Source organism: Collinsella sp. Sow4_D11, assembly GCF_052116465.1.
In the GTDB taxonomy this organism is placed as follows: domain Bacteria; phylum Actinomycetota; class Coriobacteriia; order Coriobacteriales; family Coriobacteriaceae; genus Collinsella.
The window spans coordinates 46,282-60,776 of record NZ_JBQKLA010000001.1 but is presented as its reverse complement, the minus strand read 5'-3'; the positions used below and the strand labels follow the sequence as shown (position 1 = coordinate 60,776).

At 59.9% G+C, this 14,495-nt stretch carries 19 protein-coding genes and 1 riboswitch; of the genes, 4 read left to right on the top strand and 15 right to left on the bottom strand.

Annotated elements, in window-relative coordinates; translation table 11 throughout:
• Positions 1-154: 154 nt before the first annotated feature.
• From map to yqeB, 14 genes are all read right to left on the bottom strand, one after another.
• Positions 155-943, bottom strand: a complete 789-nt coding sequence (map, locus tag ACTQ40_RS00290; RefSeq protein ID WP_329738298.1) for a type I methionyl aminopeptidase — start codon at positions 941-943, stop codon at positions 155-157.
• Positions 940-1,566: an adenylate kinase gene (locus ACTQ40_RS00285; RefSeq protein ID WP_347486596.1), complete on the bottom strand. Its 627-nt coding sequence runs from the start codon at positions 1,564-1,566 to the stop codon at positions 940-942. Before ACTQ40_RS00285 ends, map begins: the two co-directional genes overlap by 4 nt.
• Positions 1,567-1,584: 18 nt before the next feature.
• Complete coding sequence (secY, locus tag ACTQ40_RS00280) at positions 1,585-2,871, bottom strand: preprotein translocase subunit SecY (RefSeq protein ID WP_370450586.1); 1,287 nt, start codon at positions 2,869-2,871, stop codon at positions 1,585-1,587.
• Positions 2,865-3,314 carry a 50S ribosomal protein L15 gene (rplO, locus tag ACTQ40_RS00275; RefSeq protein ID WP_006235267.1) on the bottom strand — a complete coding sequence of 150 codons (450 nt, stop codon included), beginning with the start codon at positions 3,312-3,314 and terminating at the stop codon, positions 2,865-2,867. The genes secY and rplO overlap by 7 nt, the downstream gene beginning before the upstream one ends.
• 3 nt (positions 3,315-3,317) lie before the next feature.
• Complete coding sequence (gene rpmD, locus ACTQ40_RS00270) at positions 3,318-3,500, bottom strand: 50S ribosomal protein L30 (RefSeq protein ID WP_154516067.1); 183 nt, start codon at positions 3,498-3,500, stop codon at positions 3,318-3,320.
• Positions 3,501-3,502: 2 nt separating this feature from the next.
• Positions 3,503-4,027 (bottom strand): 30S ribosomal protein S5, encoded by a 525-nt coding sequence (gene rpsE, locus ACTQ40_RS00265; RefSeq protein WP_154516070.1) that lies wholly within the window; start codon positions 4,025-4,027, stop codon positions 3,503-3,505.
• Between the two features lie 14 nt (positions 4,028-4,041).
• Entirely contained in the window at positions 4,042-4,410 is a 369-nt protein-coding gene (gene rplR, locus ACTQ40_RS00260; RefSeq protein ID WP_118270231.1) for a 50S ribosomal protein L18, read from the bottom strand.
• A 75-nt stretch (positions 4,411-4,485) separates the two neighbouring features.
• Positions 4,486-5,022, bottom strand: coding sequence for a 50S ribosomal protein L6 (gene rplF / locus ACTQ40_RS00255; protein WP_441563061.1), 537 nt, complete (start codon positions 5,020-5,022; stop codon positions 4,486-4,488).
• Positions 5,023-5,055: 33 nt separating this feature from the next.
• A complete protein-coding gene (rpsH, locus tag ACTQ40_RS00250) occupies positions 5,056-5,454 on the bottom strand; it encodes a 30S ribosomal protein S8 (RefSeq protein ID WP_006235262.1) in 399 nt (132 codons plus the stop codon).
• A 119-nt stretch (positions 5,455-5,573) separates the two neighbouring features.
• Positions 5,574-5,759 carry a type Z 30S ribosomal protein S14 gene (locus tag ACTQ40_RS00245; protein ID WP_022094280.1) on the bottom strand — a complete coding sequence of 62 codons (186 nt, stop codon included), beginning with the start codon at positions 5,757-5,759 and terminating at the stop codon, positions 5,574-5,576.
• Between the two features lie 79 nt (positions 5,760-5,838).
• Positions 5,839-6,396 carry a 50S ribosomal protein L5 gene (rplE, locus tag ACTQ40_RS00240; protein WP_154516073.1) on the bottom strand — a complete coding sequence of 186 codons (558 nt, stop codon included), beginning with the start codon at positions 6,394-6,396 and terminating at the stop codon, positions 5,839-5,841.
• Between the two features lie 307 nt (positions 6,397-6,703).
• A complete protein-coding gene (locus tag ACTQ40_RS00235) occupies positions 6,704-8,017 on the bottom strand; it encodes a uracil-xanthine permease family protein (protein WP_441038792.1) in 1,314 nt (437 codons plus the stop codon).
• Positions 8,018-8,315: 298 nt separating this feature from the next.
• Positions 8,316-9,359, bottom strand: a complete 1,044-nt coding sequence (locus tag ACTQ40_RS00230; protein ID WP_441015025.1) for an XdhC family protein — start codon at positions 9,357-9,359, stop codon at positions 8,316-8,318.
• Positions 9,360-9,368: 9 nt separating this feature from the next.
• The gene (gene yqeB, locus ACTQ40_RS00225) at positions 9,369-10,163 is read right to left on the bottom strand and encodes a selenium-dependent molybdenum cofactor biosynthesis protein YqeB (RefSeq protein ID WP_441015027.1); all 795 of its coding nucleotides are present in this window, start codon (positions 10,161-10,163) and stop codon (positions 9,369-9,371) included.
• 102 nt (positions 10,164-10,265) lie between these two features.
• On the opposite strand from yqeB, the gene yqeC reads away from it, so the two are divergent.
• Positions 10,266-11,003 (top strand): selenium cofactor biosynthesis protein YqeC, encoded by a 738-nt coding sequence (gene yqeC, locus ACTQ40_RS00220; RefSeq protein ID WP_441563060.1) that lies wholly within the window; start codon positions 10,266-10,268, stop codon positions 11,001-11,003.
• A 113-nt stretch (positions 11,004-11,116) separates the two neighbouring features.
• Here yqeC and ACTQ40_RS00215 read toward each other — a convergent pair whose 3' ends face one another.
• A complete protein-coding gene (locus ACTQ40_RS00215; protein ID WP_441563059.1) occupies positions 11,117-11,707 on the bottom strand; it encodes a nucleotidyltransferase family protein in 591 nt (196 codons plus the stop codon).
• Between the two features lie 267 nt (positions 11,708-11,974).
• On the opposite strand from ACTQ40_RS00215, the gene ACTQ40_RS00210 reads away from it, so the two are divergent.
• The 3 genes from ACTQ40_RS00210 to ACTQ40_RS00200 all read left to right on the top strand — a co-directional run bounded on the left by ACTQ40_RS00210 (position 11,975) and on the right by ACTQ40_RS00200 (position 14,259).
• On the top strand, positions 11,975-12,628 hold the full coding sequence (locus ACTQ40_RS00210) for a helix-turn-helix transcriptional regulator (protein WP_441563058.1): 654 nt from the start codon (positions 11,975-11,977) through the stop codon (positions 12,626-12,628).
• Positions 12,629-12,749: 121 nt separating this feature from the next.
• On the top strand, positions 12,750-13,439 hold the full coding sequence (locus ACTQ40_RS00205) for a hypothetical protein (RefSeq protein WP_441563057.1): 690 nt from the start codon (positions 12,750-12,752) through the stop codon (positions 13,437-13,439).
• Positions 13,440-13,737: 298 nt separating this feature from the next.
• A riboswitch (SAM riboswitch) is annotated at positions 13,738-13,828 on the top strand.
• A gap of 8 nt (positions 13,829-13,836) precedes the next feature.
• Complete coding sequence (locus ACTQ40_RS00200; protein WP_441563056.1) at positions 13,837-14,259, top strand: hypothetical protein; 423 nt, start codon at positions 13,837-13,839, stop codon at positions 14,257-14,259.
• Positions 14,260-14,495 lie beyond the last annotated feature (236 nt).

Sequence of the window (14,495 nt, the reverse complement as noted above, 5' to 3'; positions counted from 1 at the left end):
ATGGCTCCACAACTACGTGGAACTTGTTACATTTGAAATGTAAAACAAAGCCGTTCCCTGATGCCCAAGATCGCCTTGAAATGAGAAGGCATAGACCTTGGGGTCATGCCTTCGAAATTGAAAGGCGAGGTTGGGCATCAGGGGGCGGCGACTTTTACATTTCTCCGCCTTGGAGCGAACACCAGGATCCTTGCGCATCGGTGGTGAGAATCACCGGACCGTCATTGGTGATGGCGACGGTGTTCTCGTAGTGCGCGGCGGGCAGGTGGTCGTTGGTGGTGACGATCCAACCGTCGGAGCCCGTGCTCACATGGTTGGAACCCATCGTTACCATCGGCTCGATGGCAATGACCATACCGGCCTGGAGGCGAACGCCCCTCCCCTTCTTTCCATAGTTAGGAACGTTGGGGTCCTCGTGCATCACGCGGCCAATGCCATGACCCACATAGTCACGAAGCACGCCATAACCGTGAGACTCGGCGAGGGACTGGACGGCATAACCAACATCCCCGATATGGTTACCGGGAACAGCCTGCTCAATGGCAGCCTTAAGACAATCGCGCGTAACCTCGCACAGGGCCTTGGCCTCGGGCGTAGGGGTGCCGACGAAAAACGTCCATGCGTTATCGCCAACCCAACCGTCGACAACGGCTCCCGTATCGATAGAGATGATATCGCCATCGCGCAGGATCATATCGGGGTTGGGAATACCGTGGACCACGGCATCGTTGATCGATGCGCAAATGGTCCCCGGGAACCCGCCGTAACCCTTAAAGGCCGGGGTGCCGCCATGCATGCGGATAATCTGCTCCGCGAGCTGATCGAGCTCAAAAGTCGAAACGCCGGGGCGCACCATGGCTCCAACGTGGCGGAGCGCCATCTTAGATAGCGCTCCTGCCTTCTTCATCTGCTCGATTTGCGTTGCAGACTTAATCTTAATCATAGACCGAGGGCCTCTTTGACATCCCCGTATACGGTCTCGCGAGCCTGGTCACCGTTGACCGACTTGAGCAGACCCTGGCCACGATAGTAATCGACAAGCGGGCTCGTGGACTTCTCGTAGACGTCGAGACGGTTCTTGATGGTCTCGGGCTTATCGTCGTCGCGCTGATACATCTCGCCGCCGCATTTTGGGCAGGTAACATCGGCAGCAGTGCCGGTGTAACCGCAGGCGCGGCAGGTGCGACGCGAAGACAGACGATCGATGATGACCTCGGGGGCAACGTCGACCAGAAGGGCGCAGTCGATCTCGCGACCCATGGCGGAGAGCTCGGAATCGAGCGTCACAGCCTGGGCGGTGTTGCGCGGGAAGCCGTCGAGGATGAAGCCCTGCTGGGCGTCATCGGCGGCAAGGCGCTCCTTGACAAGGTCGATCACGAGCTGGTCGGGAACGAGCTCGCCAGCGTCCATGTACTTCTTAGCCTGAATACCAAGCTCGGTGCCGCCCTTGACGGCAGCACGCAGCAGGTCGCCCGTGGAGATGTGGGCGACGCCAAACTCGGCGACGAGCTCCTGTGCAACGGTGCCCTTACCGGCACCCGGAGCTCCGAGCAATACGAGGTTCATGAGCAATCCTCCTCTAGCCTATTTAAAGAATCCATCGTAATCATACATCTTGATCTGGCCTTCGAGCTTGTCGACCGTGTCGAGCACGACGCCTACCATGATGAGGATGGACGTGCCGCCAAATGCCTGGATCAGCTGATTGCCCGTGAAGGAGAAGATGATCGAAGGCACGATGGCGATGAGCGCCAAAAAGACAGCGCTGGGAAGCGTAATCTTGTTGAGCGCGTTCTTGATGTAGGCCGCGGTAGCCCTACCCGGACGAACGCCCGGAATAAAGCCGCCCTGCTTCTTAAGGTTGTCGGCCGTGTCATCGGGATTGAACACCATGGAGGTGTAGAAGTACGCGAAGAACACGATAAGGACAACGTTAAGCACCCAGTTGAGCCAACCGGTCGAAAGCGCAGAGGCAACTGCCTGAATCCAGCCGATGCCGGGGAAGAACACGGCAACCTGAGCCGGGAAGTACAGCAGCGCCGAAGCGAAGATGATCGGCACGACGCCCGCGGTGTTGACCTTGATGGGCAGGTAGGTGGTCTGGCCACCCATCATGCGACGGCCCACGACGCGCTTAGCGTAGGAGACCGGAATGCGGCGCTGGCCGCGCTCAAGGAAAACAATCAGCGGGATAACCAGCAGGATGATGGCGCAGATGATCACCATAGTGATGATGCCACCGCCATTGCCCTCGGTGCTGGAGAAGATCGCCTGCGGCAGACCGGCCATGATGTTCGCAAAGATGATCAGCGACATGCCATTGCCGATACCGCGCTGGGTAATGAGCTCACCAATCCACATGATCAGCATGGCGCCCGCGGTGAGCGTGCCGACGATCATGAGGTCGAAGATGATCTCGGGAGCGGCGGCGCCATTAAAGCTGATGCCGAAGCTCTTAAAGAGGAAGAGGTAACCCACGGAGTTGAGGATTGCCAGAGCCAGGGTGAGGTAACGCGAATACTGCGTAATCTTGGTCTGACCGACCTCGCCCTCGCGGGCAAGCTCATGCAGGGAAGGCACAACGGCCTGGAGCATCTGGAGGATGATCGAGCTGGTGATGTAAGGCATGATGCCCAGCGAAAACACCGACACATAGCTCAACGCGCCGCCAGAGAAAAGATTCAGGAGGGCCATAGCACCTGCGGCGACCGAATTGTTATCGGTCGAGAAAAGGCCCAGCATCCCCTGGAAGGGAATGCCGGGCACAGGAACGTGCGCACCAATGCGGTACACGACGAGCATAGCTATGGTAAAAAGAATCTTTTCGCGCAGTTCTTTGATGCGGAAAGCATTCTTAAGACCATTTAGCACGGCAGCTCGACCTTTCCGCCGGCGGCCTCGATCTTGGCCTGCGCAGAAGCGCTGACCTTGTCGACCTTGACCGTGAACTTCTTGGTAAGCTCACCATTGCCGAGCACCTTGACGGGCTCGAACTCGCTCTTGGTGATGCGAGCGGCCTTAAGAGCGGCACCGTCGATCACAGCGCCATCCTCGAACTTACGCTCGAGACGCTCAACGTTAACAGCGGTGTACTCGATACGACGGGGGTTGCGGAAGCCCGGAAGCTTGGGCAGGCGCATAGCCAGCGGAGTCTGGCCACCCTCGAAGCCGGCACCCTTGGTGCCGCCAGAGCGAGAGCCCTGGCCCTTCTGGCCGCGGCCAGAAGTGGTGCCGTGACCCGAAGAATTGCCACGGCCAACGCGCTTGCGGTTCTTGGTGGAACCGGGCGCGGGAGTAAGATCGTGAAGCTGCATTTGCTACTCCTCTACAATCTCGACAAGGTGCTTGACCTTGAAGATCATGCCGCGGACGGACTCGTTGTCAGTAATCTCGCGAACCTCGCGGATCCTGTGGAGACCGAGGGCACGGACAGTACGGACCTGGTCCTGCTTGCAACCGTTGGTGCTGCGGACCTGCTTGATCTTGATGGTGTCAGCCATGCTTAGTTCTCCTTACCGACGAACATCTCGGAGACCGTCAGGCCACGGCGAGCCGCGACGTCCTCAGGGCTGGAGAGCTCCTTGAGGCCCTCGACGGCAGCCTTGATGATGTTGAGGCCGTTGTCGGTACCGAGGGACTTGGACAGGACGTTCTTGATGCCAGCAAGCTCAAAGAGGGGACGCACAGCGCCGCCGGCGATAACGCCGGTACCCTCGACAGCGGGCTTGATGATGATGCGGCCGGCACCAAAGTGGCCGATAACCTCGTGCGGAATGGTGCCCTCTTCGGTCACCGGCACGTGGAACATGTTCTTCTTGGCATCGAGAGACGCCTTGGAGATGGCCATGGGCACCTCAGCGGACTTGCCCATGCCAACGCCGACGTTGCCCTTGCCGTCGCCAACGACGACGAGAGCGACGAGGCTCATGCGACGGCCGCCCTTGACGGTCTTCGACACGCGGTTGATGTAAACGACGCGCTCCTCGAACTCGGAGGCCTCGCGCTGCTGCTTCTGATTACGAGCCATGTGCTACATACCTCCTAGAACTCGAGACCGGCGGCACGAGCACCGTCGGCGAGGGCCTTGACGCGGCCATGGTAGATACGGCCACCGCGATCGAAGGCGACCTTGGTGATGCCGGCCTCGATGGCGCGCTTGCCAACGAGCTGACCGACCTTCTCCGCAGCCTCCTTGTTCGAGGTGTGGGTGCCCTTGAACTCGGCCTCGAGGGTCGAGGCAGAGACGAGCGTCAGGCTGGAGCCCTTGCTGTCGTCGATGATCTGGGCATAGATGTTGGCGTTAGTACGGGTCACGCGAAGACGCGGACGCTCGGCGGTACCCGAGATCTTGCCGCGAACACGACGCTGACGACGCTTGAGGCCTTCCAGCTTCGCCTTATGCTTGTTCATACGTAAACTCCTAAAAAGGTTGATCTTGCCAGCACCTAACGGGGTGCTGGTCTTATGCGAGTGAGTCGGTTACGACTACTTGGCGGCCTTACCCAGCTTGCGGCGGATGTGCTCGCCAACGTAGTGGATACCCTTGCCCTTGTAAGGCTCGGGAGGACGATGGCCGCGGATCTCAGCGGCGATCTGACCGACCTGCTGCTTGTTGATACCCTTGACGTTCACGTGGGTGTTGTCGGGAACCTCGAAGGTGATACCCTCGGGAGCCTCGACGATCACGGGGTGCGAGAAGCCCAGGGAGAACTCGAGGTTCTTGCCCTTCTGCTGCACGCGGTAACCGACGCCGGCGAGCTCGAGCTTCTTCTCGAAGCCCTCGGAAACGCCAACAACCATGTTGTGGATGAGGGCGCGGGTGAGGCCGTGGCAGGCACGGGTCTCACGCTCGTCGTCGGGACGGGAAACGGTGAGGACGTTGTCCTCGATGTTGATAGCGAGCTTCTCATAGACATCGAGCTCGAGCTGGCCCTTGGGGCCCTTGACGACAACGTTGTTGCCGTTGACTGCCACTTCGACTCCGGCGGGAATCTGGACAGGCTTATTACCGATACGAGACACGGTGATCTCCTTTCCTTCTACCTACCGAGCGAATTACCAGACGTAAGCGATGATCTCGCCGCCGACGTTGTGCTTGCGAGCATCGCGGTCGGTCATGACGCCATGGCTGGTGGAAATAATGGCGGTACCAAGGCCACCGCGGACGCGGGGCATGTCGGCAACGCCGGTGTACTTACGCAGGCCCGGCTTGGAAATGCGGCGGATGCCGTTGATGACCTTAGCCTTCTTGGGACCATACTTAAGCGTGATGTGCAGAGTCTTCTGGGGAACGGTGTCCTCGACATCGTAGCCCTCGATGTAGCCCTCCTCGTGCAGAACACGAGCGATCTCGACGAGCTTCTTGCTGCTCGGCATGGAGACCGTGGCCTTGTTCACAGAGTTAGCGTTACGAATGCGCGTAAGCATATCTGCGATCGGGTCTGTAAGGTTCATACAGATTCTCCTTCGTTCTTGATGAACACGTGCTCTTGGTTCTTCGCCGCCCTTAACGGCAAAGCCTAACTAGCACGTTTTCCCTGTTCCAAACGGATGCTTGAAACGCTGGTAGTGACTTACCAGCTGGCCTTCTTAACGCCGGGAAGCTCGCCCTTGAGTGCAAGCTCGCGGAAGCAGACACGGCACAGGCCAAACTTGCGGTACACAGAGTGCGGACGGCCGCAGCGCTGGCAGCGCGTGTACTCACGAGTAGAGAACTTCTGCTTGCGATTGCACTTGACGATCATCGATGTCTTAGCCACTTATATCCTCCTCACATAGAGTATTGTTCGCCCCAAGCGCCGCCCCCTTGTGGGAACGGCGCTTATAGGGCAGGTGAACCTATTTCTTGAACGGGAAACCAAAGGCGTCCAGAAGGGCCTTGGCCTCCTCATCGGTGTTGGCGGTGGTCACGAAAGTGATGTCCATACCACGCTGGTGGTCGACAGAGTCAAAGTCGATCTCGGGGAAGATGAGCTGCTCGGTGACGCCCATGGAGAAGTTACCACGGCCGTCGAAGCTCTTGGCGGAGATGCCGCGGAAGTCGCGGATACGGGGGATAGCGACGGAGGTCAGACGATCGAAGAACTCCCACATACGGTCGCCACGCAGGGTAACCTTGCAGCCGATCGGCATACCAGCGCGGAGGCGGAAGGTAGCGATGGACTTGCGGGCACGGGTGATCATCGGCTGCTGGCCGGTGATGGCGCGCAGGTCGCGCACGGCACCGTCGATGGCCTTGGAATCGGTAGCGGCCTCGCCGACACCCATGTTCACGACGATCTTCTCAAACTTGGGGATCATCATGACGTTCTCGTACTGGAACTTGTCCTGAAGCTGCTGCTTGACCTCGTTGTTGTACTTGGCCTTCAGACGCGGCACATACTTCTCTTCTGCCATTGTTCACTCCTTCTTGGGGTTTTAAGCACGGGGCGTGGCCACGGTGGGTTGTCCTCGTGCCTCCTGACTGCATCCGCGCCGCTCATGGCATTTCGCGGTTTGGACTCGACGCAGCAGGAGCCGACAAAACAATCGGTACTATACGCGCATTGGGTGCGTATTTCCAGAAAAACCTCGTCTGCCTGCACAACTCCACAACTCCCTCGCACAAATGGGTCCCAAAAAACAGTTGCGGTGAAATAGGGACTGTTTGACAGCTTAACCGGCTTAAACAATCCGTATTTCACCGCAACTCATATATGGGGCGTTATTTTTGGCGAGGCAGGACCAGGTTGAGGACGACGGCGACAAGTGCGGCGACGGCAATGGAGGATCCGCCAAAGACGGTGTCGACCCATGCGGGGAATCCAGCGCCGGCAAGCGCGCCGGCCGTGCGCTCAATGCCCGTGCCAAAGGCGATAGAGAGACCCATGAGCGTGGTATCGCGCTGAGACAGGCCGTGGCGGGAAAACATGACCACACCGTTCATGCCGATGGTTGCGAACACGCCGATCGTGGCGCCGCCAATCACCGGTTGCGGAATGGACGTGAGCACTGCCGCGCACTTGGGCAGCAGGCCCGCGACGAGCAGAATGGCGGCTGCGAGCGTAAAGACCATACGGTTGACGACCTTGTTCTCGGCGATGATGCCCACATTCTGGCCAAAGGTTGCCGTGGGGACGCCGCCCAAAAAGCCCGAGAGCATACCGACGAGACCATTGGCGATCAATCCGCCCGAGATCTGACTATCGGTCGCGGGGGTATCGAGCGCCGCAGAGGACACGGCGGCAAACTCTCCCATAACCTGCACGGCGTTCACGATGGCCACAACGCCCACCACGGCGCACGCCGCTGGATCGAACACCAGACGATGGGCGCCAAACGCCGGTGGGGCAAACCAACTTGCAGTCGCGACAGCCGAGAAGTCGACCATGCCCAACACCGCCGCAACGACAAAACCTGCGCAGATACCGGCCAGGATGCTGCCCAGCTTGAGCGCGCCCTTGCCGTAGTTACCGACCATAAAGGTGACGACAAACGTCACGAGCGCGACGGTCCAGTTGGTGACGCTGCCAAAATCGGCCGCGCCCTCCCCGCCTGCCATGGACGCCACGGCAACCGGGCACAGCGACAGGCCAATGACAAAGATGACGGTACCGAGCACCGGAGCTGGGAACAGAAAGCTCACGCGCTTAAACAAAAGACCGAAGAGTACGACGAGCGCGCCGCCGATAACTTGAGCGCCCAGAACGGCCTCAAAACCAAGCTCAAGACCGACCGCTTTAAGTGCCGGCACGAAGGTAAAGCTCGCACCCATCACGATGGGCAAGCCCGAGCCGACGATGCCTTTTATGGGGAACTGTTGAAGGAAAATGTCAAGCGCCGAGAGGACCAGCGACGCCTGAATGACGGCGGCTTCCTCTTGAGGGGTAAAGCCGCAGACCGACGCGATGATGATAGCGGGCGTAACGATACCCGCGAATGCCGCCAGCACATGCTGCAGTGCATGGGGCAATACCTGCACAAACGAAACTTTTCCCGTACGCTCGAACAGGGCGTCCCCTGCCACCGACTCTGCCATTTGCGCCTCCCATACCCTAGGCAGCGGCCCTATGCCGCCCAACGGGCGGACATTATAGGGCATATGGCGCAGGTAACATTTTGACCCGCATGCGGCAGAGGGCTGGGGTAGCTAATTTGGGACGGGGCTCTTTTAGCTACCCAACAGTGAGCGAACGCCTCGAGATGATTTTTCTGGGACGGGGATTTAAAAATCATTGCGTACCTAATGATTTTTAAATCCCCGTCCCAGAAAAATCATCGAGCAGGCAGGGTAGCTAAAAGAGCCCCGTCCCAAATTAGCTACCCCTGGGATGCGACTAGCGCTTGCGGGGGACGAGCTTGGTGCGACGCAGATGGATCATCTCGGCGGCGATGGAGATGGCGATCTCTTCGGTGTCCTCGGCCTGAATGGCAACGCCGATCGGCAGGTGCAGCTCGTCGATCTGGTCCTGCGTAAAGCCCTCCTGCTCCAAGCGAGCCCGCACAAAGGCCGTCTTGCGGCGCGAACCCAGGCAACCCAAATAGGCGGGCTTGGCGCGCATGGCCTGAATCACCACATCGATATCGGACTTGTGACCCGCCGTGGCGACGACTACCAGATCGCGCGGACCGATGGGGCACAACTCGTCCAGGTTCTTGTAGTCGACCAGACGACGGTCGTAGACGCCGGGCACCCATTCGGGCGTCAACGTGCCGGGGCGGTCATCGCACGCCACGACGGCAAAGCCCGCCGCCGTGAGCACGCGCGCCGTCGCGGCGCCCACGTGACCGCAGCCAAAGATGTAGGTCAGGCCCTCGGGGCAAAGCGTCTCGATGTGCGCCGGGGGAATCTCGGAGGCGGCGTTGGTGTAGGTGACCTTACTCCCCTCTTCCGTCAGCGAAAGCCCGGGGCAACCCACAATGGTGCGGCGCGACTCCTCGCCATGGTATTCGGCGGCGTCGCTTTCGAGCGCGCTTGCGATAAACGGTTCAAAGTCGATGACGAAGTCGCCGATGCGTCGATACGCCAAGACGTCGGCAACCGACTGGAACAACGGCGCTTGCGATACATCCAGGTGCAGATAGCACAGGCAGATGGCTCCGCCGCAGATCATGCCGGTATCGGAGTTCTCGCCGCCCATGGTGTAGCGGACCAGGCGCGATTGCCCTGCGGCCAGCAGCTCGCGCGCCTCGTCCAGCGCAAGGAGCTCAATCTTACCGCCGCCGATGGTACCCGCTTGGCTGCCATCGGCAAAGACGGCCATCCAGGCACCCACGCCGCGCGGCGATGACCCTGCCGTGCCGGCAACTACCACCAGCTCGCACGTCCTACCAGCCTTCAGAGCGCCAAGCGCAGCATTCACCACATCGAGCTTTTCCATCGTCGCTTCCTATCCCCTAAAAACGTCGGTGAACATGGCGAGCGCCTCGAGTACGCCGCCGCCGACCGACGTCGCCTTGTCCGAAATATAGTTGATATAGCTGGCATCGCCACGCGGGTCGACGTCGGCACATTTAAAGCCCTCGGTCACCAGAACGCCGTCGGCCAAAAGGCCGCGCAAGCAGCCGTCAATCTGCGTGACCATGGGAGTGTCGCCCGCATGCCCAATCACATCACCGGCACTCACGATGTCGCCAATCACATGGTCGGACCTAAACACGCCGGCGGCGGGGCTGTGGATAACGCGCTCCTTGCCATAGCCGGCGATGACACCCGGCACGCCCGTATTGGGCTGGGGCGAGCCCTGGGTGATGACGCGGCCGAGGAAATGCCCGCGCATGGTCTCGACCACGGCATCGCAATCGACCGGCGCGGTAAAGCCCGGTCCTACGGCGATGACGACAGGCGCCATATCGCGCGTGGTGCCCAAGTTGCGCTTAGCCAGGATCGCGTCGACCACGGCAGCGGGCTTAAGTTCGCCGAGCATCTTGGCCTGGGGATCCACCACGACGGCAACATCGCCGGCCTGGGTAATTGCAAGCGCCTCTGCCGGCGTCTGCGCCAAGCGAGCGCGAATGCCCTCGACCTGGACCTCGCCCAGGCGAATGGCCTCACAAAAACTGATCGTGCGACGGATGCACGTGGGAACCGCGATATCGGCCATGACAACCGACACGCCGGCGCGCACCAAACGGGCGGCGACGCCCGTGGCGATATCGCCAGCGCCGCGAACATAAACGAGCATTTCCGGGGCACCTCCCTGTGCTACGGTTTGAGCAGAGCAAAAGCGGTTCGGCCGCTACTCTGATGATTATTTATTATCACAGTATTATACGGCGGTGAACAGATGGAAACGGTTAGCGGCAATCTCGCCTCGGCGCTCAGGATCGAGCCGGGCATTACCGCGATTATCGGCAGCGGCGGCAAGTCGACCTTGCTAAAGACGCTCGGCCTTGAGCTTATGCGCGCGGGCGGCCGCGTGCTCCTCTGCACCACCACGCATATGTTTCCCGTCGCCGGCGTGCCATGGGACGGGCCGGGTCGTCGCCTGGACGCCGCACCTTGGAAGCCGGGCGCCGCACATGTCCCCGGTTGCACCTGCGAGGCCTGCGCGGGCCTTGCGCGGGGAAGCATCTGCCAAGCAGGTGTCTTGGACCCCGAGACGGGCAAGCTCTCTGCCCCCGCCGAGCCGCTCGGCGAGCTGGCACAGCGCTTTAACTACGTCTTGGCCGAGGCGGACGGCAGCAAGCGGCTCCCGCTCAAAGCGCACGCCGCCTGGGAGCCGGTGATTCCCTCTGGCACGGCCAACATCGTCTGGATCGTTGGCGCCTCGGGGCTCGGCAAGCCCATCAACGAAGCCGTCCACCGCCCCGAGCTCTTTTGCGAGCGTTGCGGCTGCGAGACCACCGACATCGCCACGCCCGAGCGCGTCGCCCAGGTGCTCAATGCCGAGATGCAGGCGCTGAGGCTCGACGCCGCGCACGTCATACTCAACCAAGTCGACACGCTCAGCGACCCGGCTATGGCCGCCCGCTTCGAAGCAGCCCTCGGCCGCCCCGTCGTCGCCACCAGCCTCCAGGGGTAGCTAATTTGGGACGGGGCTCTTTTAGCTACCCCATGTTGAGAGAAAAATCATCAGGTAGGCAGGGTAGCTAAAAGAGCCCCGTCCCAAATTAGCTACCCTGGCGGCACCCCCTGCTAGCGGGGCACGTAGCAGGCCGCAACGTGTTCTGAGACGCGGCGCTGGCCCTTGGCGGTGTCGACATCCCACAGCTCGTAGGCACGTGCCTCGACCAACTGGATATCGGCACGGCCGCGCAGCAGCGACGATCCGCCGTCCTTGCCCTTAAGCCCCATAAGGTTAGGAAAGAAGCTCGCGGGGAACAGCACCGGAGAGGCCGGCTCGCCGTTCAGGGCAAGACGCACGGGCGCGACACCGCCGTTGGCCTTAAAAGCACCGGCGAGTGCCTCAAAAGAATCCGAACTCACGAGCGGCTGGTCGCCCGGCAAAAAGAGGCAACCTTTCCAGTTGTGATCGACTCCCCACGAAAGGCCCGCACGGACGCTTTCGCTGCGCAGCTCGCCATCATGCAGCACGCACGGGCAATGCTTGTCCTCGCAAATCTGAGCAACCTCGGGCCAACGCGTCGAAACCACAACGTCAAAGCCCCGGGGAACCGAATCGATGGTCCGGGCAATCAGCGGCTCGCCATAGATATCGGCAAGCATCTTGTTAGAGCCAAACCGCTTGCCCTCGCCCGAAGCCATAATGACGCAACCAAGTTTCATGGCGATACCTCCCCTGAAGCCATCGTACCCATAACGCGCGTCGCGGGGCATCTACATCGAAAGCGCTTATCCCGCACGCCCACGATGCAAAAAGGGGGCATCCCGCCGGTTGGCAGAGCGCCCCCTTTACATGGCTTACCTCAACCCGGCTTTAGACCTGAAACCAACGGACGGCGTTGCGCTCATAACGCAGCGGCACTTTCGTTATTTGCGAACAAGTGGGGTTTATGGCAAAGTGTGCCCAAACTAATTTTTAGGAAGGCACCCATGACCCCCGCACAGATTGAGTTTTTTAAGCGCCTTGCACACGGCCTGGCGCTCCAGTTTGGCCCCAACTGCGAAGTCGTCGTCCACGATCTGGAGACCGAGGACGTGGACCACTCCATCGTGGTAATCGAAAACGGCCATGTAAGCGGGCGCAAGCTGGGCGACGGCCCCAGCCATATTGTGTTTGAGTCCATGCACGAGGACACCACCGACGTGCACGACCGCGAGCCATACCTCACCAAAACCGCCGATGGCAAGCTGCTTAAGTCCTCGACCATCTTTATCCGCAACGACGAGGGCAAGCCCGTCGGCATTTTGGGCATTAACTATGACATTACGCTCATGAAAGCTTTTGAGCGCTCGCTCGATGCCTTTACCGGCACCGACGGCACGGGCTACAGCGAGCCCGAGCCCATTACCAAAACCATCGGCGACTTGCTCGAAGATCTGCTGCGCGAGTGCGAGCAATACGTGGGCAAGCCCGCAGCCCTTATGACCAAAGATGAGCGCATTCGCGCCATTGGCTACCTCGATCGTCGCGGCGCCTTCCTCATTTCCAAGTCGAGCGAGCGTGCCTGCGAGTTCTTTGGCATCTCTAAGTACAGCTTCTATAGCTACCTCAACGAGGCAAAGGCTGCCGCCGGCGACAAATAGTCAGCGCGCCTGCGCCCCTCCCCTTTTGGGCGCGAGTTCTGGAATGCACGAATCCAAGACTCGGCCGCAAGGCAAGTTCCATATAATCGATGAAATAGACAGTTCGAAAGGATGGAACAAGATGGGGTCGAGCAACGCATCGCGCAACGGCCACGGAGGCTTCGCTTCTGCCGCCAGGCATGCGAAACGCGCGTTTGACGAGGGCGAAGACGATCTGTTTGCGTTGAGCCTCGACGACGTGATGAGCGATCGCCCCTGGACAGCCGACGAGCACATGAGCGGCAAAACCCATTCGGCAGGCGATCCTTCCGAGACGGCATCGTTTATCGCCGCGGCGCAGCATCTTGCGCCCGAACCGCCCGTTGCAGATCTCGACGACTTTGCGACCCGTCAGTTTGCCTTCGATTCCTGGGCTGATGCCGATCTGGACGAAACATCTGCCGGCGCGCCGACGCTCGGCGAGCCGGTAAATCCGCTTGTCGCCGCGTCCGCTTCCGAATACGAGCCGGACGACCATGCGCAAGCTATACCCACATCCTCATACACCGATAGCCACACTGATAACGACGATTATTATGGCGACTACTACGCCGCAGAAGAGGCGCCGCGCTTTTTGGATTTCAATCCAGTAGCAAAGATTATCTTTATAGCGATCGTCGTAGTGCTGCTTGGCGTAATCGCATTTGAGGGATTCCAGCTGTTCCGCAGCCCCGTCGAGTCCGAATCGGCAACGCAGCAAAAAGAGGACGAGAGCAACGACTACCTCGACGTCAACAACCTCAAGGGCGACCCCAACGACGGGGACGAGTAGCGAGGGCTGAGGGCGGCTGAAACGTCCATATGTAGCACCAGCTTCTACGTGCTGTTTTGTTATCCGGTTACACTTTTCCGAATGTTGAGACCGTCAGATTCGACACTTTTCCGTACTTTTGAGGTGCCGATTCCGACACTTTTCCGTACTTTCTTACGGCTGATTTCGACACTTTTCCGGATGTTGGCCGAATAATTGCCGCGTAATCAAGCGCCGTCTGCACATCATTTCGCAGGCGACGCTTGATTTGTGTCCGCGCGCGCTGATAGACTCCATCTTGCCCGCAAGGAGCGGGCGCGTTTTATCCAGAGTCGGGGTAGAGAGTTGGCTCCACGATCCCGACGCCAACCGGCCAAGAGGCACGGTGGCCCTGCCAACATCGATGAAAGGAATCCGTATGGACAATTTCTCCGTGCGCAGCGAGCGCAACTTCCACAACCTGGCAGCCAAGCCAAAACGAATGCATCTTCTAGACGAGCCGAACGGCTATGCCTCGGCCATGGTCAAGAGCAGCCTCTCCCACCAGATGCGCTTTACGGTGCAGGTGCTCGAGGAAGAGCTCTGTGCTGCTGGCAATCCGCATGTGTTGCAGATCAAGCTGCTCGGAGACGACTCGCGCGAGCCGTCTAGCTGGAAGCTCTTCGCCGACGGCGTGTGCGTTGCGGACGGATTCGGCGCCTTTGCCCGCGAGTGCTTCTGCGAGGGCGCTGAGGTGTTTTTGGACCTGTGCCGCGACGCCGTACGCGCGGCCGAACTGCGCCAGTGGAGCCAGAGGGAGTACGAGCTGCTGAGTGCCGCGCGCGGGGTTGCGGGGGTGTAGGCGAACGCAGGCAGTGCCATGGTGACGTGCGGCCGTTGCATGCCGTTTCTCAAATCACACAAGCGCCAGCGTGGTTCATTCGTGATCAGCAGAACCTTTTGATCACTGCCTACTGAACAGGCTATTACAACGTTTGTAAGCACCCCAAAAGCGAATCAAACACTCGATTTGCCTTTAACAGAGCCCTGTTTAGGAGCCAATCGCAACCATTTATTTTGCAACTTCTCATTTCGATA

Bases quoted from the DNA above. Each gene is read 5' to 3' on its own strand.
- ACTQ40_RS00230 (WP_441015025.1), bottom strand. From the start codon at position 9,359: ATGGAAAAGCTCGATGTGGTGAATGCTGCGCTTGGCGCTCTGAAGGCT.
- ACTQ40_RS00285 (WP_347486596.1), bottom strand. From the start codon at position 1,566: ATGAACCTCGTATTGCTCGGAGCTCCGGGTGCCGGTAAGGGCACCGTT.
- rpsE (WP_154516070.1), bottom strand. From the start codon at position 4,027: ATGGCTCGTAATCAGAAGCAGCAGCGCGAGGCCTCCGAGTTCGAGGAG.
- yqeB (WP_441015027.1), bottom strand. From the start codon at position 10,163: ATGCTCGTTTATGTTCGCGGCGCTGGCGATATCGCCACGGGCGTCGCC.
- yqeC (WP_441563060.1), top strand. From the start codon at position 10,266: ATGGAAACGGTTAGCGGCAATCTCGCCTCGGCGCTCAGGATCGAGCCG.
- ACTQ40_RS00205 (WP_441563057.1), top strand. From the start codon at position 12,750: ATGGGGTCGAGCAACGCATCGCGCAACGGCCACGGAGGCTTCGCTTCT.
- ACTQ40_RS00235 (WP_441038792.1), bottom strand. From the start codon at position 8,017: ATGGCAGAGTCGGTGGCAGGGGACGCCCTGTTCGAGCGTACGGGAAAA.
- rplE (WP_154516073.1), bottom strand. From the start codon at position 6,396: ATGGCAGAAGAGAAGTATGTGCCGCGTCTGAAGGCCAAGTACAACAAC.
- rpsH (WP_006235262.1), bottom strand. From the start codon at position 5,454: ATGAACCTTACAGACCCGATCGCAGATATGCTTACGCGCATTCGTAAC.
- ACTQ40_RS00200 (WP_441563056.1), top strand. From the start codon at position 13,837: ATGGACAATTTCTCCGTGCGCAGCGAGCGCAACTTCCACAACCTGGCA.
- rplO (WP_006235267.1), bottom strand. From the start codon at position 3,314: ATGCAGCTTCACGATCTTACTCCCGCGCCCGGTTCCACCAAGAACCGC.
- ACTQ40_RS00210 (WP_441563058.1), top strand. From the start codon at position 11,975: ATGACCCCCGCACAGATTGAGTTTTTTAAGCGCCTTGCACACGGCCTG.
- rplR (WP_118270231.1), bottom strand. From the start codon at position 4,410: ATGAACAAGCATAAGGCGAAGCTGGAAGGCCTCAAGCGTCGTCAGCGT.
- map (WP_329738298.1), bottom strand. From the start codon at position 943: ATGATTAAGATTAAGTCTGCAACGCAAATCGAGCAGATGAAGAAGGCA.
- ACTQ40_RS00215 (WP_441563059.1), bottom strand. From the start codon at position 11,707: ATGAAACTTGGTTGCGTCATTATGGCTTCGGGCGAGGGCAAGCGGTTT.
- rpmD (WP_154516067.1), bottom strand. From the start codon at position 3,500: ATGGCTGACACCATCAAGATCAAGCAGGTCCGCAGCACCAACGGTTGC.